This is a genomic window from Bianquea renquensis, assembly GCF_014384895.1.
GTDB classification, from domain to species: Bacteria; Bacillota; Clostridia; order Lachnospirales; family Bianqueaceae; genus Bianquea; species Bianquea renquensis.
Genome location: NZ_JACRSQ010000017.1, coordinates 1 through 22,282 on the forward strand (window position 1 = coordinate 1; position 22,282 = coordinate 22,282).

The following is a 22,282-nucleotide window of genomic DNA, read 5'->3' on the forward strand; positions in this document are numbered from 1 at the left end:
AAGACCCCTTGAAGACGACGAGGAGATAGGCCGGAGGTGGAAGTTCCGAGAGGGATGGAGCTGACCGGTACTAATAGGTCGAGGAGCTTGATCAGGAGAGAGGACGAGTGAAACGTGAAGGCGTGACTCAGAGGACGAGACAGGTCAAGAAAGTGGAGAAGACCTTTGGTTGTTTCTTTTTTCCCTTCAATGTGCAATTTTGAATGTACTTAGCAAACTAAGTATATTTGTGGCTCAGTGGTACAGTTGGTTAGTACGCCGGCCTGTCACGCCGGAGGTCGAGGGTTCGAGCCCCTTCTGAGTCGTTTCTGTTGCCCCTGCGCAAGCTGGGTGATGGTAGAAGTGTTGGGCGCATAGCTCAGCTGGGAGAGCACCTGCCTTACAAGCAGGGGGTCACAGGTTCGAGCCCTGTTGCGCCCACTTCTAAGTAACAATGCACTGGTAAGTGCCAACGTGGCTCAATTGGCAGAGCAGCTGACTTGTAATCAGCAGGTTATCGGTTCGAGTCCGATCGTTGGCTTATGGGGGGATTCCCGAGTGGCCAAAGGGGACAGACTGTAAATCTGCTGGCAGTGCCTTCGGAGGTTCGAATCCTCCTCCCCCCATTCAACGGTTGCGATACCGTTATCATCGCGGGATGGAGCAGTTGGTAGCTCGTTGGGCTCATAACCCAAAGGTCGGAGGTTCAAGTCCTTCTCCCGCAAGTCAAAGACAATCCGCAAGCCCTTTATTTTCAAGGGTTTGCGGTATTTCTTTACCCTTGATTAATATTTTGTATTTACATCGCGCCTTTCGATAGATTTTTAAAGGTACCTTTGGCGGCTTGACACCATTGTATTGGTGTCATTTTTTAGTATGACGGGCCTGTCGTCAGTCTGTGGTGAAAGTCACAAGGGGCGTAATTGCCGCTCCATGGAATACAATGAAGGCTTATAAAGGATATTTTCGCGGAAGGATACAAATATATCTTACAGCAAGTCTTTTGTCTTTCTTGCAAGATATAGCGGGATATTTGTGATATATCCGTCTTTCCGATATCCGCGCTTTGAAAAACGCAGTGCATGTTCCGGTTTGTGCTCAGCGATATATTTCTTAAAAGACAGAGCGGATTTGTCTTCGCCTCCTTTTGCTTCAACAGGTATGATTTCCATTCCGCTCTGAATAACGAAATCAATCTCACTGTTTTTATCTGAATAATAACGGGGGTCAATTTGAAATTGTCCGCGAAGCTGCTGCAGGACATAGTTTTCTGTCAGCGGACCTTTGAATTGATAATCCGTCTTTAAAAGAATGGCGCTGTTGTCGATACCGGCCATATGCTTAAGAAGTCCGGTATCAAATACAAATAGTTTGAACTGCTCCAGCTTATCAAAAGCAGACAGCGGATGTTCCATTTTTGAAACATTATAAATTCGGTTTAGCATACCGGCGGAGACAAGCCATTCGATCGCTTCCTCAAAATCACGAGCTCTCCCGCCTTCCCGGACAGCCCCATACATAAATTTTTCGTTGGGCTTGGCAAGCTGTGAAACGATGCTGCGAAATACCAGTAAAATTCGGCCGCTGTTGACCCTCCCGTTGTGTTTGGAAAAGTCGTTTTCGTAAACCTCAATAAGTTCTCGCTGAATTTGGTATATCTTTGCCGGATCCTTATATTTAATCCACGATGCAACGCATTCCGGCATACCTCCGATAATAAGATAGTTGTTATATTCCTCTGTCTGCGCCTTTGGTTTCAAAGAAGCAATGGGCTCTTTCAGCGATATTTCGGTTGTAGCTCCGTATCTGACTGTTGCCTGTGACGACAACGGAGAGCTCCTGCCATTTTTGGTGTTTATGCATAAAGAACGCATATCCGACTATGCTTACAATAGAAATATGAGTTTGGTTGCATTTTTCTATTCTACAATCTTGACTTTTCAGAGCAAATATGCTATCCTATAATAGAAAAATGTTTTGAGTTGCAAAAAACTATTGTAAGGAAGTGCAGATATGGAAATTAAGAGAGATTTTTATCTGAACAAGTTAATTAACCGTAAACACAACGGTCTGATTAAGGTCATTACGGGTATCCGCCGCTGCGGCAAGTCCTATTTGCTTAATACATTGTTTTATCAGCACCTTTTGGCGAATGGTATAAACGAAAGCCATATTATCAGATTTGCTTTTGATTCTGCTGATGATTTGTATTTGATGGGAGAAAGCCTGATAGAACTGGAAAAAGAGAACAGAAAAGTTGATCCGGAAAAATTTATGGCATATATTCGGTCAAAAATTTCAGATAAGGAAATGTACTACCTTCTTTTGGATGAAGTTCAGCTGCTGGACTGCTTTGAATCTGTGCTGAACGGATATTTGCGGAAAGATAATATGGATATCTATGTCACCGGAAGTAATGCTAAGTTTTTATCATCGGATATTATCACCGAATTTGCGGGACGCGGTGATGAAATCCATATGTATCCACTCAGCTTTTCTGAATTTATGACAGTCTTCCACGGTGATAAGTACGAAGGGCTGTCACAGTATATGCTGTATGGCGGAATACCGCTGGTAGTTCTTCGGGAAGAAGTCGGAGACAAGGCCGCTGCTCTATCTAACTTGTTCAGCGAGATATATGTCAGGGATATATCGAAAAGAAATAAGGTGAAGAATCTGAGTGAACTGGAAGATCTGCTTAATATCCTTTCTTCTGCTATCGGGTCGCTGACAAATCCGGAAAAGCTGAAGGATACCTTCCGCAGTGTAAAAAAATCGAAAATAACCGCTGCCACCATAAAGAAATATCTCGGATATTTTGAAGATTCATTTTTATTGGAAGCAGCTCATCGCTATGATATTAAAGGCAGAGCATATATAGCCACTCCGCAAAAATATTATTTTTCCGATCTTGGACTTCGTAATGCACGAATCAATTTTCGGCAGTTTGAGCAAACCCACGCAATGGAAAATGTAATTTATAATGAACTTCGTATGCGTGGTTATAATGTGGATGTCGGAGTAGTTCCTATTGCAGAAAAAAATAAAGAAGGAAAAGTTATCAGAAAACAGCTTGAGGTTGATTTTATCTGTAATCTCGGTTCGGCCAGGTATTACATTCAATCTGCATATTCCATACCGGACGAGGATAAACTGAATCAAGAAATCAGACCTTTCCGTAAGATTGATGATTCTTTTAAGAAAATTGTTGTGACAAAGGATATTGTTCCGGCTCACTATGATGAAAACGGATTTTTCATTATAAATATTTATGATTTTCTGCTCAACCCTAAAAGTTTAGAAGGATAATTCTCAAAGTGCGCAAGATAAAATGCTCCTTTTAACTGAAGAAATTGGCGAATTGGCAAAAGCAGTTCGAAAATCAGCTACGTCAATGGCTATTGATTATGAGAAAATTCAAAACTACGATACAGTCGATGTGAGCGTATCACTCGCATGGTGCAGATGCAAGCCGAGAAGTTTGCTTATATTAAGCGAAAGAGCTTAATGAGCTCCTTTTACCGGAAGCAGACCTTATTTGATATGGGGGTTGACAGCAAAAGAAAAACTCTAATCTTTCTAATTCCATTTTTAGTTGAAATTTATTTTTGGTAAACAGTTAGTTTTCTGCAAGCCAATCTGCAATATCGACTATACGAACACCTTCATATTGGTATTCTTCATTTTGCGTTCTTGCAATAAGCATTTTAGGATAGGCGTCCCTGATTTCTAACAACGGAGAAACTTCACGCTTGAATGTTGTATCTTCGCTAATGGTATCCGAAACCTGAATATAGATTTTTTCACTGCGTTTTATGGCAACAAAATCTATTTCTTTTTTGTATAAGACGCCTACATATACTTCATATCCCCGTCTCAGTAATTCAATTGCAACAATATTTTCAAGAACTCTTCCTGTATCCAGATTTTTGGTCCCAAGTTTGGCATACCTGAAAGTATGGTCGCTGAGTAGAGTTTATCGAGGATAGATATTTTTTTCCTTGAATATCATATCTGCGGAAACGATAAAATGCAAATGCATTACAAAGATATTCGATATACTTGCCAACTGTTTTATGGTTGATTTTATCCTTATTATTCGTCAGTGCCTCAGCAATATTTCTGGCAGATGTCTAATTGGATATGTTATCCATCATGTAATCAACGATTCGATCCATCAGAACCGTATTATGAATATGAGCAGCCACAAGTTGCCAGATTGCTTAATGTCAGGTCGTTATATTTCGTTATATTTAAAACATGTAGCTTTTATATTCAAAAGATTACGATATAATAATAAAATAGGAATTTTCTCCAATTTTCTATAATAGCTTTGGTATTGCATCATTTCATTATGTTTTTATAAAAATATTTATAAAGGAGTGTGAAACATTATGAAAAAAGATTATCCCACAATGGAGCAAAAACTTACTGTAGAATCAATCGAAAAAGAAGTACGGATTGTTAAACTGCCACGCATGCGTATGATTCGTTCACCTATTGGAAATCCTGAGGAACCGAATGGAAAACTGCAAGAATTTTATAAATGGGCGCTTTGTGAATTATTTAATAATGAAGAGGAGTATCCTTATGGCGGAGGAACACCGCTCTTTTCCGTTGATAATAATGGATTTCAATTTTTAGTCAAAGTAAATGACGACTTTGTCAATACACCCGGTTGGGAAGAATTCAATTTTACCGGAGGATTATACGCTGTTTTTTCTGCCTGGATGCCCGAAATGCTTACAAAGTATGAACAGTTTAATATATGGTTAGAGAACAGCAGTATTTATAAGGCTGACAAAGATGCTGAAAAAGAAGGACGTTTGGTTATGAGTCATATTGTAACCCCTCCTGCATTACAAGAAAAATTACAAAATGAACAGCATGATATATTTGTGCCTATTCAGTTGAAATGACCTTTTCATAAATTCAATATTGCATATGAGAGGATCTGCAATTGCAAGTTCTTGTTCACATGCAATCAACAAATATACACAAACGGTTTTTGATTAATTCATATTTTCTGCCACGCGACTTTTAGACAAAGAGGCGAGCATTTTTGAATGCCCGCCTCTTCAACGTTTTGACAAAACTTAACGAAAAAATTACACAATGATTATTAAATTAAATTCTTGTTAAGATGTATTCGCTCAACTCTCTGATGCTTTTAAATCGATCCATTACTAGATCACTATCATAAAATTCGAAATCGAATTCATTTTAAACTCCTACAATAATTTTAATAAAATTTACCGAGTTAATCCCTAAATCAGAAAAATTAGAATCTGCATCAACTTGATCATTTATATTTATATATTCTTTTATTATATCAATTACATTTTAAATAATAACATCAACATATTTTATAGTTTCCATTTGTTCTATGTGTCCTTTCTGCAGCTGGCTAAATATTTAATTTAAAGTGGTTTTCACAACATAGGTCTCTATCTTTACACAAGCTTCGTTTTCGCGTTGAATTATAGACGAAAGCAATGTATTGCAGGAATTAAACAATCTACTGCTATATTGAATAAACAACTTCATATACATATTAAACAGCTTCATTTATGTATCAAAGCATGCCAATCTTTAGAACATTGACTTAATGTCGTTAAACCGAAATGTAGCATATTCCGTAACACAAAGGGAAAGTTGCTATTTTTCTGAAAATGTTAAATTGCGTTGCTTGTGGCAACGGGCAATTTAGTCTACAATAAGGGTGCAATCGAAAGGAGGCTATCCCTAATGCTCAATGAAAATATTAAAGCAATCAGAAAATCAAAGGGACTTTCACAACAAGAGCTTGCTGTCAAGCTGAACATCGTGCGACAGACAGTTTCTAAATGGGAGCAAGGAGTTTCCCATAGTTAAAGATACCACACCCAATATCACAAACTCACGCTTAAACAATATTCCTTAGTCAACCACATACAATAGCAAATACAAAAAAGCTGGAAGCAGACTTAATTTTGCTTCCAGCTTTTCTATATTATTTAGTTTTGATGAAGCCGTTCTATAATACTTGTTTTTGCGTTCTTTCGATATATGATTGCCGGAATAATAACCGTTAGCGCAATCAAAAATGGATAGATAACAAACATAGGGAAAATAACAAATTTATAAGTGAAAAACCAAATGCTATTTGAAATTGCTCTTACAATGATAACCGATACCAGAGAACCAAATACGATTGACGCAACAACTGTTCCCGCAGCATAGTATAAGCCCTCAAATGACAGCATTTTCTTTAGCTGTTTTCCTGTCATACCAATACTTTGAAGCATGGCAAGTTCTTTTCTTCGTGTAATAATGCTGGTAAGAACAGAGTTTACAAAATTTGTAATTCCTATTAAGCCAATGATAATGCTTAACGCTCCCCCTATGGTAATAATCAGAGAGGTTAAATCATTAAAGGAATTGATATACGTTTGTTTAGAGTCGTAATTCATACTCGGCTCAATGTCCTCAACATAGCTGCTCAAAAATTCCTCCATATCAGCTTCCATACCGTCAACTACATTGAATGGGAAGCTAACCAAATGAGGTTGCTCGCAAAGAGGTAAGAAAACATCCGTCGGCATATAGAACTTTGCAAATCCGGTACTTCTTATCGTATCGGTGTTTTCATTGATTAGCACCTTTGCCATAACCTTGCAGTCAAAGTTATTATCTATACTACTGGAAAGTCCGTTCATTTGTACATGATTGAAGTGAAGTGTATCGCCAACATGAATATTAGGGTCATCAATAATGTTTCCATTGTCATCAGCGGTCAGGGCATACAGTACATAGTTCCCGGATTTTAATGCTTCCCAATCAATCGTTCCCTCTATAACATCCATTGAGTTCAGTAAAAAATCATCTGCTCCATATAATTGAACCAAAGGATTTCCCTCAGCGTCTTTGTTATAATTTGAGGTAACTCCATTCTCGACAGAAAATGCTTCTTCCAAAATCTTTGTAGTATATAACTCGCCACCCTCATCAAATGCCGGATTTTGCTTAACTGCTTCAATAAAAGAAGTGGAAAGGTCATTTTTGCTGTCGCTATTTCCAAACTTAAAATTGAAGTAATCCGCAGTAGAGATGATGAAATCCTTGTTTACAAATTTCTCTACATATTTTTCCACATCAAAGCCGCTTGCAAGTGTGAATACAGTGTTGAACAATACCAAACTCAAAGTCATAGAAATAATAACCAAAATTGTACGTTTCTTGTTCCGACCAAGATTTGATAATGCCATGCGATGAATTTTGGCTCCATGTATAGACTTTTTATTAGACGTCTTTTTGCCTTGAAATGCTGTTGCGTCATTTTCGGTATAGCGGATTGCTTCAATAGGCGATACTGAACCTGCTATTTTGGCAGGCTTATTTACGCTAATAATCACTGTAACAAGTGCAAATAAAGCAGCTCCGATAAAAATAATTGGATTAGCAGTTACTTTTACTCCTGCGTCCGAAGCATAAACTGTGCCGTTCATTAAAAATGGTACTAATGCTCGTCCAACAAAGAAACCAATTAGCAAGCCGAATGGAATACCGATAAAGGAAAGTAACATAGCCTGTTTGCTGATAAGTTTCTTTATTTGTCGTTTTGTTGTGCCTAAAGTTTTAAGCTGTCCGTAGGATTGAATATCTTGAATGACAGAGATTTGGAAAATATTATATATAATCAAATACCCTGTTATCATAATTAAAAGTATGCCAACAATCCCCGAAATCAATAAAGCTGGATTTTCTAAAAAGTTACTGCCTTGATATGCAGGACTAACACGAGCGATCACATAATTGTCATCTGATGGACTTCCGCCCATAGTATCACAAGTATAGCCCGTTTCAGCAAGAAGCTGATGTAATTTTGATTCGATAGCTCCGTTTCCATGAAACATAACATAAGCGGCGACTACGCCGGAATAGTCATTATCTTCGGGATAGGTGTATGTTAAAAGTTCAGAATTATTGTCAACAAAGGCTTTAGAAACAATAAGTCGTCCAATATTACTTAGGCTGTCTGTTTCCCAAAATCCGCATAGTACAAAATTCTTTGAATATGAAATCCCTTTAATTTGATAGTCCAAAGTTACGGTTGCTCCGATTTCAGCAGGAATACCAAGTGCGTCCAGCGTTTTGGTATCAGCCATAATTTCATTCTCTGCTTCAGGACGGTGTCCCGTTGTTGGCTCATACCGTGCAAACTTCAAAGCAGTATCGTCCATAAACCACATATCAGCACGCCATTTTTCCAGTCCGGGATTATTGATATGATAAGACACTGCCTTTGTATAGGCAATCTGTTCAATCATCTCATTGCCTTTTATATTATCAAAAACCTCATCGCTTATATAATTCAAAACCGCTTGACCGTCGCCACCTTGTTTTCTGATATTTTGGTCGTGAACGGTATCTATCAAACCAGAGCCTAATGTAAAAATGGTTGTAAAGAGTATAGTAGTTAGAGCGATTGCAATAATTGCAATGATATTTCTACTCTTTCCTGCTTTGAAATAACGGTTGGATAATTTTTTGATAACAGGGCGATTGCTATTTCCAAATAAAATATCATTCATAGTTTTTGCCCCCCTTATTCTGCAATTTTCCCGTCCTCAATGCGGACAATACGGTCTGCAAGCTGGGCGATCTCGCTATTGTGGGTAATCATCACAATCGTTTGATGAAATTTCTGGCTTGTTACTTTCAACAGTCCCAATACATCGCTGCTTGTTTTACTGTCAAGATTGCCCGTTGGTTCATCGGCTAATATAATGGCAGGCTTTGAGACAAGGGCGCGAGCAATCGCTACACGCTGTTGCTGACCGCCGGATAAGTTGTTCGGCATATTTTGCAGCTTATCGCCGAGTGCCAGCATTTGCACAACTTCGTCCATGAAATTTTTATCTACTGTATCGCCATCCAATTCTACGGGCAAAACAATGTTTTCATATACATTGAGAACGGGAACAAGGTTATAGTTCTGGAAAATAAAACCGATATTGCGTCTGCGGAAAATCGTAAGCTGTTCATCGTTCAGCCCTGACAAATCTTTTCCCTTGACCTTTACATTACCGGAAGTGGGAACATCCAAGCCCCCCATCATATTGAGCAATGTGGATTTTCCGCTGCCGGAAGTTCCCACAATGGCAACAAATTCTCCCTGTTCGACAGTGAGAGTTACACCATCCAGAGCTTTTGTGATATTCGGCTCGGTGCCATAGTATTTTTTCAAGTTTTTTGTTTCTAAAATGCTCATAGAGAACACCATCCTTTCTTGTGATGGCTTCATTATAAAGGGCAATCCTCACAGAAATGTCACAGCCGACATAATAAATTGCCCTGAAATGTCACAATCCTGTGACATTTCAAAAAAACAGGTTATTCATGGGGAAGAAAAACGGAGAATGTTGAGCCTGTTCCTACTTGAGAAGTTACTTGTATATAACCGTTCTGCAAGCTAATAATTTCCCTTGCGAGATACAGCCCAATGCCGATTCCCTCTATATCGTGGACATTTTCTTCCCGATAAAAGCGCCTAAAAATTGCTCCCTGTTGGTTTTCGGGAATACCTTTGCCGGTATCAGTGATGCTGACTTTCAGGTGCATTTCCCAGCTTTCAACGCAAACACGGATAGAACCGTACTCCGGCGTGTACTTAACTGCATTATCCAATATGTTAAATAGGGCTTCTGCCGTCCATTTGCGGTCATGGGAAACAACCAATGTTTCCGGGCAGTTTACTTCAACTTGTATGTGCTTCCTTTCAGCGTTCAGAAAGATACCACCCAGAGCCATAGCAAGAGTATCATAAATGGGCTGCTGTTTCTTTTCAAGTGAGATAACACCCGTTTCAAGCCGGGATGTTTTTATCATAGCCTGCATTAAGAAATCCAGTTTATCAAGCTGTGTGCCACTGGCAAGCAGAAATTCCCGCTGTTTATCCGATGGCACTTCTTGTTCTAATAAGGTGGCATTTACCATTTTTAAGTTTGCTATCGGTGTCTTTACCTGATGAGAAATATCGGAAATCAATTCCTGTAAGTCAGCTCGTTCACTGGCAACGCTGTTTTTGCTTTCCTGCATAACCTCATAAAGACGCACCAGCCGATGATTGATTTTATAAAATAGGTTTTCTTCTTCGGCAACCTGTGATATATCTATTTTTCCATTCATCATTTCGTCTAAGGTGCAGCAAAGTATTTCAGAAAACAAAGTCAGCTTTCGCCGTATCAGTATCACAAAAACAGTAACACAAAGCAGAAAAAGCAGACAGAACGCCATGCTACAAAATACCACAGACATTTCTTTTGTCAGGATATATAGAACCGAAAACATGACCACGGATAAAAGTAAAATGGTAGTTGCCAGTATTATGCAGACTTTATTTAAGGAGAGTTTTTTTGAAATCATTTTTGCGCTCCTCCAATCCACATATAGCCCATACCGTAAACGGTTTTGATGTAGGAATGCTGGTTCGTTTCAATTTTACTGCGGATGCGGCTGATCGTTGTGGTAAGTGCGTGTTCATCCACATAATTTTCATCTATATCCCACAGCTTTTCAAGCAATACCTGCCGGGTCAGGACAGTTTGAGAATTTCTTGTCAGCACTTTTAGTAAACGATATTCCAATGATGTAAGGGTAATCGGCTGTCCTGCAAGACACGCTGATAATTCGGAAAAATTGATATACAAATTCCCATCATCGTAGAAATCTCCGCCGGATTGTGCTGAAATGCGGTTCAGTAAAGCAGATACTTTCTTTTGGAACACGCTGATAGGAAAGGGCTTTGTTACATAATCATCTGCGCCCAATTCAAATCCTTTCAGCATATCGCTTTCCATATCATTTGCGGTTAGAAAAATCACGGCGGTATCAGGACGGCGTTCTTTTACCTCACGGCATATATCAAACCCGTTCCCATCTGGCAGATTGACATCCAAAACGATTAAATCATAATCCTGTTTTTCAAGAAATCTTATGGCAACAGCCTTTGACATAGCCCCATCCACGGAATATCCGACAGCCGACAGATTATAGCTTAATGTCTTATTCAAAAGCTGGTCATCTTCAACAACCAGTATTCGCATAGTATCACATCCTTTTTCTTTTTATAGTATCAGCAAAATGTCACAGAAACCTCACAACGAGAAAAAAATTTAGTATTCTGTCAGTTCCACAATTACATTACTTTGCAGATACAGCCAGTCCGTAAATTCTTTCGGGCTGGCTGTTCCTGTTTTTACAGCCTTTTTTCTCTGCAAGGCTTCTTTCTTAAAGTCGGAAAAGGCAACCTGTATTTTTTCCAGACGGTCAGCCGGAAAGCCTGCGGTATTTTTTACTCGGTTTATTTTGTTGCGCCAGTTCTGGCATTCATTTTTATAAAGCAGGTCATAGTTGTTTTCTCTTGCCCTCTCGTCAAATTCCCGCTTGTTTTGAAGCGCCTGTACTTTTCGGCACTTGTCGCTGCACAGCTCATACCGCTGGCTCTTTGCCAGAAAATATTTCCAGCAGACCTTGCACTGCCGGAAGCAAAGCCCCCAGTCATTCAGCCTGTTCAGATAATAGGTAATCAAGGGGTAGAGGGACGCATAGGCAGACACACATTCTTCTGTGCGCCGGTTGTCCGGGAACCAGAGGTCAAGCCGGGTATCTTCTGACGGTGCGCCTTTGAAATAAAGGCTGCCAGTTTGAAAATGTTTCGGTTTTCCTGTTTCTCTGTCAAAGCTCATGGTTTCGTTATGGAATACCCCGGTCAGGCTGCTCATTTTATCCATGAAGCGGTCACAGGCAGCGTTACGGTCACGAGGTTCTCTGGCAAGCAGATAGCTGTTCCAGATACGGAACGCCACATACATTTTCAGAGGGTCGTTGCTAAGATATTTCTCCCAAAGAAATTCGCTTGCCGCCTGCTCCAGCTCCGGCTGTTTCCATCGGTTGGAGTGGAGAGCTTGCCGCAGCGGAGAAAGCCCGTATAAGTTCCAGTCTCTGTCCGTGTCACGCTCAAAGTTTATCAAAAAAGTTCCCAGTGGGCGTGTCATATCACAAAGCACCTCTGCGTTTTGGCTCCCGTTCAGACGGAAGCGGATCTGCTGTTCTTCCCCAATCAAAATCCGCTCTTTCATTTTCTTCCTGTCCAGCGTCAGGACAAACAAAATCCTCTCAAAACATGGCTCATGCCGTATAAACTGATTCTCCATCCCTATCCCCTGCCTTTGTTTATGGTAATTATATAATTTAGTTATATCCGTTACACTCATGGTATCGCAGAAGTATTGTTTTGTCAAGGATAGTCCGCTATGATGATTGCAGTTGGTAATTTCGTGCCACACAGTACCTTGACAAGTGAATGACCGTCCAAAAGGGATATGACCGGCAGGAGAAGTGACGCATTCGGCGCACCAATGCAGGGAAACACCGCAGGAATGGGGCAGGAAAACGGCTTTTGGGGAGAACGGCAACAGGAAGCATTTTAACCTATTTGATTTATGGGAGGAACAGAATGAACGATAAAAAGAGATTGAACAGCTACGAGGATTTACCGCTGGTTCTGGATGTGGCGGACATTCAGCGGATTATGGGAATTTCAAGAGCGAGCGCCTATGAGCTGGTACACACCCCCGGCTTTCCGGCGTTCCGCAGGGGGAGGCTTATCAAGGTCAGCAAAATTGCTTTCTTTGAATGGATGGCAAAAGGCTCCGAAACCGTACCGAGAAGCGACAAATAAGCGTGAGGTATCATTCCCTGACTGCAATACTGCCGCACTTTCCAAAGGGGCATACAGAGGGAAAAAACCTTAAAAATGATACCGAGACGCTACATCAAAACAGCCTATCTGCGTACATCAGATAGAAACGGAGAAAGGAGCCGGTTATGGCAAGAATGAGTAACAAGCGGCGGTTGGAATGGTCTTTCTTCTTAAATGACCGCAGCCGTATCACTTACAACGAACTGTGCCGGAAATGCCAGCACGAATGTAAACAGAGCTTCCGGGCGGTTGTGGTTGACTGCCCGAAGTATCTTTCCAAGCGTTCCAAGAAAAAGGACAAGACTGCCGGAAACGGCAAAATCCCTTAGGAACTAAGGGCGCACTTCTATACATAGTCTAAAGACCATGTATCGTGCGTCCTGCGGAGCTTACCTCTGCCGCTGATAAAATCAGCAATCCGAGGTCTGCGTTCGCTTCGCTCCGACAAGGTGGCTACACCCCCTTGCGCCGCTAAAGCGGCTATCCCCTGTGTACCCGCCGAAAAGAGAAATCCGCTCTGCGTTTTTCCCTTTTCATCGGGTTTTATAGAAGCACTGACACACAGACTGTCTGCGGATGGTCTTTCTTTATCTTATAAGCAAAGGATGTGAGAACATGGAAAAATCTTTGGAACAGTTAAAGCAGGAATATGAAAAAACCACTGTCCTGCTGGAACGGGAAAAACGGAAAATGCAGCGTTTGAAAAACCGGCAGGCGTATCTGGAAAGCGGTTCCCGGAAACAGAGGACGCACCGGCTGATTACCCGTGGGGCAGCTATTGAGAGCATTGCGCCACAGACAAAGGAGCTGACCGAAACGGAATTTTATTCCCTCATGGAAAGCATTTTGAATCTGCCGCAGGCGGAGCATTTCATCCGGTCTGCCACAGAGAACCACGCCCGTATTTCCGGGCAGGAGAAAGGCGGTGACTAAGGATAGCACTTTATCATTTTTCAATCGCACAGATAAAGCGCAGCGCCGGTCAGAGCGCCATTGCCAGCGCAGCCTACCGAGCCGGGGAGCGCCTTTACAGCAGCTACTATGGAGAAGTCAGCGACTACACCAAAAAGGGCGGCGTGATCGCTTCGGAAATCATGCTGCCGCCCCATGCGCCGGAAATATATCTTGACCGGGCGACCCTCTGGAATGCTGTGGAGAGCTGCGAGAAACATCCAAAAGCACAGCTTGCCTATTCATTTGATATTGCCATGCAGAATGAATTGACGCTGGAAGAAAACATGGAGCTGGCGAGGAAGTTCGTGCAGGAGCAGTTTGTGGCAAAAGGCATGATTGCTGACCTCGCTTTTCACAGCCCGGAGAAAGAGGACGGCGGTATCCCAAACCCGCATTTCCATGTGATGACAACAATGCGCCCTTTGAACCCGGATGGCACATGGGGACAAAAACAGCGGCGGGAATATCTTCTTGATGAAGATGGAAACCGAATCCGGGATAAAAACGGCGATTATATGTTTAACGCTGTCCATACAACAGACTGGCATGAGCCGGAAACGCTGGAACACTGGCGGGAGCAGTGGGCGGCTGCCGTTAATACAAAATTTGAGGAAAAAGGGCTGGATGTGCGTATCGACCACCGTTCCTATGTGCGGCAGGGGCTTGACCTGATACCTACTGTCCACGAGGGAGCTAATGTCCGGCAGATGGAAGCAAAGGGCATCCGCACCGAAAAAGGGGAACTGAACCGCTGGATTAAAGCCACCAACCGGCTCATGCAGGATGTGAGGAAGAAGATCAAAGCCCTGTTTGTCTGGATGGCAGAGGTAAAAGAAGAACTTTCCAAACCGCAGACACCGAGCCTTGCCGACCTGCTGATCGCTTATTACAACCAGCGCAACGCAGGGGCATGGAGCAATAAAGCCAGAACCGGAAACTTAAAGCAGTTTGCCGAAGCCGTCAATTATCTGACGGAAAACAAGCTGCTCACATTAGAGGATTTGCAGGAGCGTCTTTCCTCTGTCAGTGAAGAATTTGAAGCATTAAGCGGCTCCATGAAAAAGAAATCTGCCCGGATAAAGGAATTGCAGGAATTGATACGGGAGGGCGAGAATTACCAGCGGCTAAAACCTGTCCATACGGAATTGAACAATATCAAGTTTAAGAAACAGAGGGAGAAATTTGAAACATCCCACGATGCGGAGTTACGGCTGTTTTATGCCGCCCGCCGTATTCTGAAAGAAAAACTGGACGGAAAACCCATTGCCCTGAAAGCATGGAAACAGGAATATGCACAGTTAAAAACAGAGTATGCCGAACTGTCTCCGCAGCACAAGCCACTCCGGGAGGAAGTCATACGGCTGCGGCAGGTGCAGAACGCCGTAGATACCGCACTGCGCCGGAGGGAGCAGCCACAGGAAGTACAGAGAAAGAAACATGAGATGGAGCTATGATATAACCGGCAGCTTTACCGCTACCGGTATTTTTATGGAGGGAGCATTTGAATGTATTTGAAGCGGTGAAACAGTCTGTTACCACCCGGCAGGCTGCTTCATTCTATGGAATCCGGGTGGGGAGAAATGGCATGGTCTGCTGTCCATTCCACAATGACCGCACGCCCAGCATGAAAGTGGACAGCCGCTTTTACTGCTTCGGTTGCGGGGCTTCCGGGGATGTGATCGACTTTGCCGCTTTGCTGTATGGATTGGGGAAACGGGAAGCTGCGGTCAGGCTTGCGGAGGACTTCGGCGTATCCTATGAGAAATCCGGCAATGCGTCGCCAGATAGGAAGCGTCACAACAGGTCACAGCCCCGACAAAAATCAGCGGAGCAGAGATTTCAGGAAACGGAACGGTATTGTTTACGGGTGCTATGCGATTATCTGCGCCTGCTGGAGCATTGGAAAACAGCACACGCCCCACAGCCGCAGGATGCCATCTGGCATCCTCTTTTTGTGGAAGCGTTGCAGAGGATAAGCTACACAGAATACCTTTTGGATATTTTGTTATACGGAGAAATAGAAGAAAAAGCGGCATTGATCGCCGCACAGGGAAAGGAGGTGTTGCGGCTTGAACAGCGAATTTCAGAGCTTGCCGCCGGAAACGCAGGAAGCGGTCAAAAGGACGATGGACACAATGGAACCGGCGCAGACACCGGCAGAAATCCGGGAAACATTAGAGGGGACGCAGAAAGGCGGCGTGAAGAACAGCATCCGAAACTGCCTGACGGTGTTCCAGCGTGACCCTCTGTTTCGCGGGGCGCTGCGCCTGAACCTTTTGACGGAGCAGATTGACATTGTGAAGCCGCTGGGCTGGGAGCGCACCAGTACCACGCTGACCGACATGGACATGAACTACCTGCTTTTGTATCTGGAAGAAAATTACGGGCTTACCAGCGAGAAAAAGGTGCAGAGCGCCATCAAGATTGTTGCCAATGAAAACCGCTACCATCCAGTCAGGGATTACCTGAACAGCCTGCAATGGGACGGCACAGAGCGCATCCGTTACGCCCTGCATCACTTTCTGGGAGCCGATACGGACGAATACACCTATGAAGCCTTGAAACTGTTCCTGATGGGAGCCATCCGGCGGGTATTCAGACCGGGGAGCAAGTTTGAGGTCATGCTCTGTCTGGTTGGTGGTCAGGGAGCCGGGAAATCTACCTTTTTCCGGCTGCTGGCAGGCAGGGACGAATGGTTTTCAGACGATTTGAAGAAGCTGGACGATGAAAATGTGTACCGCAAGCTGCAAGGGCATTGGATTATCGAGATGTCGGAGATGATTGCCACAGCCAACGCCAAGAGTATTGAGGAAATCAAGTCATTCTTAAGCCGCCAGAAAGAAACCTACAAGGTGCCGTATGAGACACACCCGGCAGACCGGCTGCGGCAATGTGTATTCGGAGGGACGACCAACCGGCAGGACTTTTTACCCCGTGACCGCACCGGCAACCGGCGCTTTCTCCCCGTGACGGTGTACCCGGAACGGGCGGAGGTTCACATACTGGATGATGAAGCGGCGGCGAGGGCGTATATCGAACAGATGTGGGCGGAAGCCATGACGGTTTACCGCAGTGGGAAGTATAAGCTGTCATTCAGTATGGAAATGAACCGATACCTGAACGCCCACCAGCAGGACTTTATGCAGGAAGACACACAAGCTGGCATGATCTACGCCTATTTGGAGGACTACACCGGCGACAGGGTATGCTCCAAGCAGCTTTATGAGGAAGCACTGGGGAACTTAAATTCCCCGGCAGACTGGGAGACACGGGCAATCTGCGAGATTATGAATACCGGCATTGCGGGCGGCATCATACAGGGCTGGGTAGCCTACAAAAGCCCGAAGCGGTATAAGAAATACGGTTCTCAAAAAGGCTGGGAGCGTGTCAACCAAGCTCCGCCGGAGGGGGACGGTTTTCAGGAAATCACGGAAGAAGAAGCCCGGCAAATGGAACTGCCATTCTGAAAAGCCACCGGTTGACAGTTTGGTTGACGCTTTGGTTGACAGCCGGTTGACGGGGAAAAGCCTGATATTTGGGGCATTTCTCTCCTTTGTCAACCATGTCAACCAAGAAATCAAAGAAAAAGTAAAAAGTAATAATAGAGCGCCTATGGATTGTTTTCAAAGTCTTTTCTGCCGGTTGACACGGTTTGGTTGACACGGAGACAGTCTGCGGCTGTACACCTGCCTGACATTCCCTTGTCGGGCATATTTCATTTATGGAGGTAACTGCCTATGGCAAAAAGCAAAAACGAGAGCAATAACAAAAACAGCGGCACCCTGCTTACCGAAAAAGACGGCACCCAGTATTTTGTCATGGGGAAAGTCCGTATCAAGGTATCGGAGCATTTCGCACAGGATGGGAAGCCGCTTGACAGCCTGCTGGAAGATGTGATCCAGCACGCTGCCGCCGCTTCCTGAAAAAATACGGAATAACGACTGTCAATCAGCCCACGCTTATGATATACTTGTACCAGCGAGTATTGTATAAGCGTGGGTTGTTTCTTTTAGAAGGAGGATTTTTAACCGTGAAACAACCATACAATACAACGATTTATAACACTGCACTATATTTGAGATTGAGCCGTGACGATGAATTACAGGGGGAAAGCGGCAGTATCCAGACCCAGCGCATGATGCTTAGGCAGTATGCCGCAGAGCATGGGCTGACCGTTGTAGACGAGTATATTGACGACGGATGGAGCGGGACAAATTTCGAGCGTCCAAGTTTCCAAAGGATGATTGATGACATCGAGGACGGGAAAATCAACTGCGTTGTCACAAAGGACTTATCCCGTCTGGGAAGAAACTATATCCTGACCGGTCAGTACACGGAAATCTATTTCCCCAGCAAGGGAGTACGCTACATTGCCATCAATGACAATGTGGACACCATCAACGGAGAAAGCGAGCTTGCCCCGTTCTTAAACATCCTGAATGAAATGCACGCCCGACAGACCAGCAAAAAGGTCAAGGCTGCCATGCACACAAGATTTGCCAATGGCGCACACTATGGAGCCTATGCACCGCTGGGCTATGTAAAAGACCCGGACAAAAAAGGTCATCTTCTGATCGACCCGGAAACACGCTGGATTGTAGAGAAGATTTTTGACCTTGCCGTACACGGGAGGGGTGCCGCCAGCATTACACGGATTCTGGTGGAAGAAAAAGTACCTACCCCCGGCTGGCTGAACTATGAAAGATATGGGACTTTCGCCAATATCTACGCCGGTGCGCCCGCAGAAAAAGCCTATGCGTGGACGATAGCACAGGTCAAGAGCATTTTGAAAGAGGAAACCTACATCGGTCACAGCGTTCACAACAAGCAGAGCAACATTTCATTCAAGAACAAGAAAAAGGTGCGGAAGCCGCAGGAAGAATGGTATCGTGTGGAAAATACCCACGAAGCCATCATTTCCGAAGAAGTGTTCCAAAAAGTTCAGGAGCTGATTGCAAGCAGACGCAGACGACAGAAGAATGGCACAACGCAGATATTTTCCGGGCTGGTAAAATGTGCGGACTGCGGATGGTCATTGGCTTATGGTGTAAACAGCCAGAACAAAAATCCCTATGCACACTACCATTGCAGTAAGTACGGACAGGGATTACGCCAGTGTTCCATGCACTATATCCGCTATGATGTACTGTATGCCTATGTGCTTGCAAGACTGCAATACTGGTCTATGATGGTACAGAAAGACGAGGACAAGCTGCTGAAACGGCTACTCAATGCCAGCGACAGGGAAAGAAACTCTGCGAAGAAAAAGCAGGCTGCGGAGCTGAAAAAGGCAGAGAAGCGTAAAGCCGAGGTTGACGGGCTGTTTGCTAAAATGTATGAGGACTGGTCTGCCGGACGCATAACCGAGTATAACTTCAATATGCTGTCCGAGAAGTACCAGAACGAGCAAAAGGAACTTGAAACAAAAATAAGACAGCTTCACGAAACGATGGAAGCCGCCGTACAGACCGCAGCGGATGCTGAAAAGTGGATTGCCCTAATGAAACAGTATGTCAACCCTGTGGAGCTGACCGCCGAACTTCTGAACACTCTAATTGAAAAAATAACCGTCCACGAAGCTGTCAAGGGCGAGGACGGAAGTCGTGAGCAGGAAGTAGAAATCTACTACCGCTTCATCGGCAAAATCGACTGACCTTTCTTTTTTACCCAACAATATCTTTAATTAAGGGAAACGGGACTGTCAGTTCCTGATTCTGATATGTTAATCTCCTTATCGGAAGTGCTTGAAGTACCTGTAAGCACACTGCTGGGAGAAATTGTTATTGAAACGGAAGTTGATACTTTAAAAGCCATTTCCGAAAAATTGGAGGTGATAAACTTGCAACTGGCACGAAGGAAAACCACGAGAAGGAAAATGATTCATTGGTCGCTTATTTCGTTATGTGCCATCATAGTAATAGTTTTTGCAATTTTATTGGCATTAGAAAGTCCATATTTGGGGTGGAATTATAGTAACCCCGAAACCGCTGTTCTCGGAGTGGCATTTCACTCATTTGAATGGCTGTTTGTCAGAGTAGCATCGATTATCCTTATTGGTTCAATCATTGGAATTATCTTAACACAAAAGAAAGAATAAAGCCATCTTGCTTTTGCAGATAGGCAGCTAAGGGGCGACAGCAAAAAGTGCTGCCGCCCCTTACTATCATAAATCAATCCACAGCCCTTTGTGGAGGAAAGGGGGATTTCCATGACCTGTACAGACGGGAATACCCGCTTACCCTCTGCGGCGATATCGCTCATTTTGCCCCTGCGGGAATCTTGTTTGGGAGTGCCTTCCCCAAATCCTGCCAGCCCAGCGTAAACAGCAATCCCTTGGCATCATCAAGGGTAAAGAAATTCCGCAAACTGTATGGCAACCTCTTACAAATCAATGCCAAGTGTCTGTCGGTCCACAAAAGTAAGCACCTTTTCAGCATCCGATTTTGATTTATAGAATGTAATCTCATGGTATGGCTTTAGATGATCTTTCCATGCGGATACGCTTTCCAAAAAGGCAGCGCCGTTATTGGCTACTAAATAGCAATTTCGATTCTTGTCAATATAACATATTGGGGCGGCGCTTTCTAAATCGCTCTGTTGACCTACTGTTCCGATATATCCTCCGTTACTGTCAACTGCCAGAATATCAACCTGTGGAACCGTATAAAAATCGATATGCGGAAGAGCATTGTCAAATATGAAATGAATATCATATTCGTCGGCATATCTCTGATATTCCTCATTCCAATCCTTAATAGGCATAGCGTAGACAGTAGTACCTGCGGAGACAATTTCGGCCTGCGGTGAAAATATAGCAATACATTCATTTTTCTCTGTTGCATCGAAATATAATTTTTTCATTTTAATCTCCATTCTGGAGCGCGAGCGACGAGGAAAATTCTTCCACAAGTGCTATTTGTGACGCTCCGGCACAAATACCGTGTGAAAAATAAGCGATCGCGTTTATTTTTTCAACCTAACCTCCAACGCAGCCCACCCTCAGTCTATGGGGCTGATTATACCATAGTATATTTGGGAATGCAATTGCCATATAGAAAGGGAGAAAAACTTCCCTTCGCTCACAGCGCATCCCAGCAGATCACCATGATGTGACTAAAGATGAATAAGCATATCTAAAAAATTGCATATAATCTGCTAAAAATGAAAATATTATAAAATAAATGCAGGAAAGGCTTGACAAAAAATCAAAAATGGGATTACAATAGTAAGGATAGAAACTATAGATACAGGATATGACAGATTAGGGAATAGGAGGCTAGTCATGGCAGCGTATGAGCAGATGAGCAATGAAGAGCTTTTGACTCTGAAGCAGGATCTGGAAGCCCGTTTTCAGGAAGTCAAGAGAAAAGGGTATAAATTGGATATGTCTCGGGGAAAACCCTCCGCAGCGCAGCTGGACTTAGCCATGAAAATGATGGACGTCCTCAACAGTGAGACGGACTTAAAGTGCAAGGAAGGAATTGATTGCCGTAATTATGGTGTCCTGGATGGGATCAAAGAGGCGAAGGAACTGCTGGCGGATATGACGGAAGTGCCTGCGGAAAATATCATCATCTTTGGAAATTCTAGCCTTAACATTATGTTTGACACCATATCCCGGTGTATGACCCACGGCGTTCTGGGGTCCACCCCATGGTGTAAACTGGATAAGGTTAAATTTTTGTGCCCAGTTCCCGGTTATGACCGCCATTTCGCCATAACGGAATATTTTGGAATTGAGATGATCAACGTCCCTATGACCGTGGAGGGACCCGATATGGACATGGTGGAGCGGCTTGTGAGGGAGGATGAGAGCGTTAAGGGAATCTGGTGCGTACCAAAGTATTCCAACCCACAAGGGATTACGTACTCGGATGAAACGGTCCGCCGTTTTGCCAGATTGCAGCCCGCAGCGCCGGACTTCCGTATTTTTTGGGATAACGCTTACGGGATCCATCATCTATATGAGGATAAACAGGATAATTTAATTGAGATTTTAATGGAATGTGAACGGGCGGGGAATCCGGATATGGTATTCAAATTCTGCTCCACATCGAAGGTCAGTTTTCCCGGGTCTGGCGTGGCCGCCATCGCAGCCTCAAAGGCGAACCTGGCGGAGATTAAGCGCTATATGACCATCCAAACCATCGGCCATGATAAACTCAATCAGCTGCGGCATGTGCGATTTTTTAAGGACATCCATGGCATGGTGGAACATATGAAAAAACACGCAGACATCCTGCGGCCAAAGTTTGAGGCCGTTCTGCAAGGTTTGGAGACGGAGCTGGGCGGTTTGGAAATTGGTTCCTGGATTAAGCCGCGGGGTGGATATTTTATTTCTTTCGATGCCATGGAGGGATGCGCTAAGGCCATTGTGGCGAAGGCGAAGGAAGCGGGCCTGGTGATGACCGATGCCGGTGCGACATACCCGTACGGAAAGGATCCGAAGGATAGCAATATCCGAATTGCCCCCTCCTACCCCACACAGGAGGAATTGTCCATCGCCACGGATATTTTCGTGCTGAGTGTGAAGCTGGTCAGCATCGACAAAATTTTGGCGGACCGAAGAGCATAATATGGATCAAGAGGGCGGCGGTGAGAGTT

The 22,282-nt window shown here is 43.7% G+C and carries 19 protein-coding genes, 5 tRNA genes, 1 rRNA gene and 3 pseudogenes; 19 read left to right on the plus strand and 9 right to left on the minus strand.

All coding sequences use genetic code 11. The features are described 5' to 3' along the window. The 6 genes from H8730_RS11345 to H8730_RS11370 form a co-directional block, all read left to right on the plus strand. Positions 1 to 95 (plus strand): 23S ribosomal RNA (locus H8730_RS11345); the annotation flags it as partial. A 136-nt stretch (positions 96 to 231) separates the two neighbouring features. Beyond that, positions 232 to 305: transfer RNA gene (locus tag H8730_RS11350), tRNA-Asp, on the plus strand. A 42-nt stretch (positions 306 to 347) separates the two neighbouring features. Continuing rightward, positions 348 to 420 (plus strand) — tRNA-Val (locus tag H8730_RS11355). Between the two features lie 27 nt (positions 421 to 447). Continuing rightward, positions 448 to 520, plus strand: a tRNA-Thr gene (locus H8730_RS11360). Positions 521 to 523: 3 nt separating this feature from the next. After that, positions 524 to 605, plus strand: a tRNA-Tyr gene (locus H8730_RS11365). 26 nt (positions 606 to 631) lie between these two features. Beyond that, positions 632 to 704, plus strand: a tRNA-Met gene (locus tag H8730_RS11370). 264 nt (positions 705 to 968) lie between these two features. Here the strand turns inward: H8730_RS11370 and H8730_RS11375 are convergent. Then, positions 969 to 1,808: an ATP-binding protein gene (locus H8730_RS11375; protein WP_249289844.1), complete on the minus strand. Its 840-nt coding sequence runs from the start codon at positions 1,806 to 1,808 to the stop codon at positions 969 to 971. Positions 1,809 to 1,992: 184 nt separating this feature from the next. Here H8730_RS11375 and H8730_RS11380 point away from each other — a divergent pair, with 184 nt between their 5' ends. After that, positions 1,993 to 3,288 (plus strand): ATP-binding protein, encoded by a 1,296-nt coding sequence (locus H8730_RS11380; RefSeq protein WP_249289845.1) that lies wholly within the window; start codon positions 1,993 to 1,995, stop codon positions 3,286 to 3,288. Between the two features lie 310 nt (positions 3,289 to 3,598). Here the strand turns inward: H8730_RS11380 and H8730_RS18070 are convergent. Beyond that, positions 3,599 to 4,169: pseudogene (locus H8730_RS18070) on the minus strand (ATP-binding protein); the annotation flags it as partial. Positions 4,170 to 4,373: 204 nt separating this feature from the next. Between H8730_RS18070 and H8730_RS11390 the strand changes: the two are divergent. Beyond that, a complete protein-coding gene (locus H8730_RS11390; RefSeq protein ID WP_249289846.1) occupies positions 4,374 to 4,898 on the plus strand; it encodes a GyrI-like domain-containing protein in 525 nt (174 codons plus the stop codon). Between the two features lie 304 nt (positions 4,899 to 5,202). On the opposite strand, the gene H8730_RS18075 is transcribed toward H8730_RS11390, so the two are convergent. Beyond that, complete coding sequence (locus H8730_RS18075; protein ID WP_430385388.1) at positions 5,203 to 5,316, minus strand: phosphopantetheine-binding protein; 114 nt, start codon at positions 5,314 to 5,316, stop codon at positions 5,203 to 5,205. A 411-nt stretch (positions 5,317 to 5,727) separates the two neighbouring features. Between H8730_RS18075 and H8730_RS11395 the strand changes: the two are divergent. Beyond that, positions 5,728 to 5,844, plus strand: a pseudogene (locus tag H8730_RS11395) (helix-turn-helix transcriptional regulator); the annotation flags it as partial. Between the two features lie 131 nt (positions 5,845 to 5,975). Here the strand turns inward: H8730_RS11395 and H8730_RS11400 are convergent. From H8730_RS11400 to H8730_RS11420, 5 genes are all read right to left on the minus strand, one after another. Continuing rightward, a complete protein-coding gene (locus H8730_RS11400; protein WP_249289847.1) occupies positions 5,976 to 8,552 on the minus strand; it encodes an ABC transporter permease in 2,577 nt (858 codons plus the stop codon). A 14-nt stretch (positions 8,553 to 8,566) separates the two neighbouring features. After that, positions 8,567 to 9,232 (minus strand): ABC transporter ATP-binding protein, encoded by a 666-nt coding sequence (locus H8730_RS11405; protein WP_055056216.1) that lies wholly within the window; start codon positions 9,230 to 9,232, stop codon positions 8,567 to 8,569. Between the two features lie 122 nt (positions 9,233 to 9,354). Then, positions 9,355 to 10,386, minus strand: coding sequence for a sensor histidine kinase (locus H8730_RS11410; RefSeq protein ID WP_055056215.1), 1,032 nt, complete (start codon positions 10,384 to 10,386; stop codon positions 9,355 to 9,357). Next, the gene (locus tag H8730_RS11415; protein ID WP_117440179.1) at positions 10,383 to 11,066 is read right to left on the minus strand and encodes a response regulator transcription factor; all 684 of its coding nucleotides are present in this window, start codon (positions 11,064 to 11,066) and stop codon (positions 10,383 to 10,385) included. Before H8730_RS11415 ends, H8730_RS11410 begins: the two co-directional genes overlap by 4 nt. A 69-nt stretch (positions 11,067 to 11,135) precedes the next feature. After that, entirely contained in the window at positions 11,136 to 12,176 is a 1,041-nt protein-coding gene (locus H8730_RS11420; RefSeq protein WP_249289848.1) for a hypothetical protein, read from the minus strand. 302 nt (positions 12,177 to 12,478) lie between these two features. Between H8730_RS11420 and H8730_RS11425 the strand changes: the two genes are divergently transcribed. The 9 genes and pseudogenes from H8730_RS11425 to H8730_RS11465 form a co-directional block, all read left to right on the plus strand. Continuing rightward, positions 12,479 to 12,703 carry a helix-turn-helix domain-containing protein gene (locus tag H8730_RS11425; protein WP_008368839.1) on the plus strand — a complete coding sequence of 75 codons (225 nt, stop codon included), beginning with the start codon at positions 12,479 to 12,481 and terminating at the stop codon, positions 12,701 to 12,703. Between the two features lie 146 nt (positions 12,704 to 12,849). Then, on the plus strand, positions 12,850 to 13,053 hold the full coding sequence (locus H8730_RS11430) for a hypothetical protein (RefSeq protein ID WP_004614949.1): 204 nt from the start codon (positions 12,850 to 12,852) through the stop codon (positions 13,051 to 13,053). Positions 13,054 to 13,339: 286 nt separating this feature from the next. After that, the gene (locus H8730_RS11435; RefSeq protein ID WP_024726898.1) at positions 13,340 to 13,657 is read left to right on the plus strand and encodes a DUF3847 domain-containing protein; all 318 of its coding nucleotides are present in this window, start codon (positions 13,340 to 13,342) and stop codon (positions 13,655 to 13,657) included. 2 nt (positions 13,658 to 13,659) lie between these two features. Beyond that, a complete protein-coding gene (gene mobQ, locus H8730_RS11440; RefSeq protein WP_079746603.1) occupies positions 13,660 to 15,132 on the plus strand; it encodes a MobQ family relaxase in 1,473 nt (490 codons plus the stop codon). A 47-nt stretch (positions 15,133 to 15,179) separates the two neighbouring features. Beyond that, positions 15,180 to 15,920, plus strand: coding sequence for a CHC2 zinc finger domain-containing protein (locus H8730_RS11445; RefSeq protein ID WP_179138631.1), 741 nt, complete (start codon positions 15,180 to 15,182; stop codon positions 15,918 to 15,920). Beyond that, complete coding sequence (locus tag H8730_RS11450) at positions 15,805 to 17,145, plus strand: virulence-associated E family protein (protein WP_009321442.1); 1,341 nt, start codon at positions 15,805 to 15,807, stop codon at positions 17,143 to 17,145. Before H8730_RS11445 ends, H8730_RS11450 begins: the two co-directional genes overlap by 116 nt. Positions 17,146 to 17,415: 270 nt before the next feature. Further along, positions 17,416 to 17,601 (plus strand): hypothetical protein, encoded by a 186-nt coding sequence (locus H8730_RS11455; RefSeq protein WP_004849804.1) that lies wholly within the window; start codon positions 17,416 to 17,418, stop codon positions 17,599 to 17,601. A gap of 38 nt (positions 17,602 to 17,639) precedes the next feature. Next, the gene (locus H8730_RS11460) at positions 17,640 to 19,331 is read left to right on the plus strand and encodes a recombinase family protein (RefSeq protein ID WP_004849806.1); all 1,692 of its coding nucleotides are present in this window, start codon (positions 17,640 to 17,642) and stop codon (positions 19,329 to 19,331) included. Positions 19,332 to 19,367: 36 nt separating this feature from the next. Beyond that, positions 19,368 to 19,775: pseudogene (locus tag H8730_RS11465) on the plus strand (helix-turn-helix domain-containing protein); the annotation flags it as partial. A gap of 284 nt (positions 19,776 to 20,059) precedes the next feature. On the opposite strand, the gene H8730_RS11470 reads toward H8730_RS11465, so the two are convergent. After that, positions 20,060 to 20,539 carry a hypothetical protein gene (locus H8730_RS11470; RefSeq protein WP_177716688.1) on the minus strand — a complete coding sequence of 160 codons (480 nt, stop codon included), beginning with the start codon at positions 20,537 to 20,539 and terminating at the stop codon, positions 20,060 to 20,062. A gap of 421 nt (positions 20,540 to 20,960) precedes the next feature. Here H8730_RS11470 and H8730_RS11475 point away from each other — a divergent pair, with 421 nt between their 5' ends. Further along, the gene (locus H8730_RS11475) at positions 20,961 to 22,253 is read left to right on the plus strand and encodes an aspartate aminotransferase type Ic (protein ID WP_177716690.1); all 1,293 of its coding nucleotides are present in this window, start codon (positions 20,961 to 20,963) and stop codon (positions 22,251 to 22,253) included. The last annotated feature ends 29 nt before the right edge of the window (positions 22,254 to 22,282 follow it).

What these genes read in the sequence shown, in the direction of transcription:
- H8730_RS11380 (WP_249289845.1), top strand. Translation starts at nt 1,993, where the DNA reads ATGGAAATTAAGAGAGATTTTTATCTGAACAAGTTAATTAACCGTAAA.
- H8730_RS11390 (WP_249289846.1), top strand. Translation starts at nt 4,374, where the DNA reads ATGAAAAAAGATTATCCCACAATGGAGCAAAAACTTACTGTAGAATCA.
- H8730_RS11400 (WP_249289847.1), bottom strand. Translation starts at nt 8,552, where the DNA reads ATGAATGATATTTTATTTGGAAATAGCAATCGCCCTGTTATCAAAAAA.
- H8730_RS11405 (WP_055056216.1), bottom strand. Translation starts at nt 9,232, where the DNA reads ATGAGCATTTTAGAAACAAAAAACTTGAAAAAATACTATGGCACCGAG.
- H8730_RS11410 (WP_055056215.1), bottom strand. Translation starts at nt 10,386, where the DNA reads ATGATTTCAAAAAAACTCTCCTTAAATAAAGTCTGCATAATACTGGCA.
- H8730_RS11415 (WP_117440179.1), bottom strand. Translation starts at nt 11,066, where the DNA reads ATGCGAATACTGGTTGTTGAAGATGACCAGCTTTTGAATAAGACATTA.
- H8730_RS11420 (WP_249289848.1), bottom strand. Translation starts at nt 12,176, where the DNA reads ATGGAGAATCAGTTTATACGGCATGAGCCATGTTTTGAGAGGATTTTG.
- H8730_RS11425 (WP_008368839.1), top strand. Translation starts at nt 12,479, where the DNA reads ATGAACGATAAAAAGAGATTGAACAGCTACGAGGATTTACCGCTGGTT.
- H8730_RS11430 (WP_004614949.1), top strand. Translation starts at nt 12,850, where the DNA reads ATGGCAAGAATGAGTAACAAGCGGCGGTTGGAATGGTCTTTCTTCTTA.
- H8730_RS11435 (WP_024726898.1), top strand. Translation starts at nt 13,340, where the DNA reads ATGGAAAAATCTTTGGAACAGTTAAAGCAGGAATATGAAAAAACCACT.
- H8730_RS11450 (WP_009321442.1), top strand. Translation starts at nt 15,805, where the DNA reads ATGGACACAATGGAACCGGCGCAGACACCGGCAGAAATCCGGGAAACA.
- H8730_RS11455 (WP_004849804.1), top strand. Translation starts at nt 17,416, where the DNA reads ATGGCAAAAAGCAAAAACGAGAGCAATAACAAAAACAGCGGCACCCTG.
- H8730_RS11460 (WP_004849806.1), top strand. Translation starts at nt 17,640, where the DNA reads ATGATATACTTGTACCAGCGAGTATTGTATAAGCGTGGGTTGTTTCTT.
- H8730_RS11470 (WP_177716688.1), bottom strand. Translation starts at nt 20,539, where the DNA reads ATGAAAAAATTATATTTCGATGCAACAGAGAAAAATGAATGTATTGCT.
- H8730_RS11475 (WP_177716690.1), top strand. Translation starts at nt 20,961, where the DNA reads ATGGCAGCGTATGAGCAGATGAGCAATGAAGAGCTTTTGACTCTGAAG.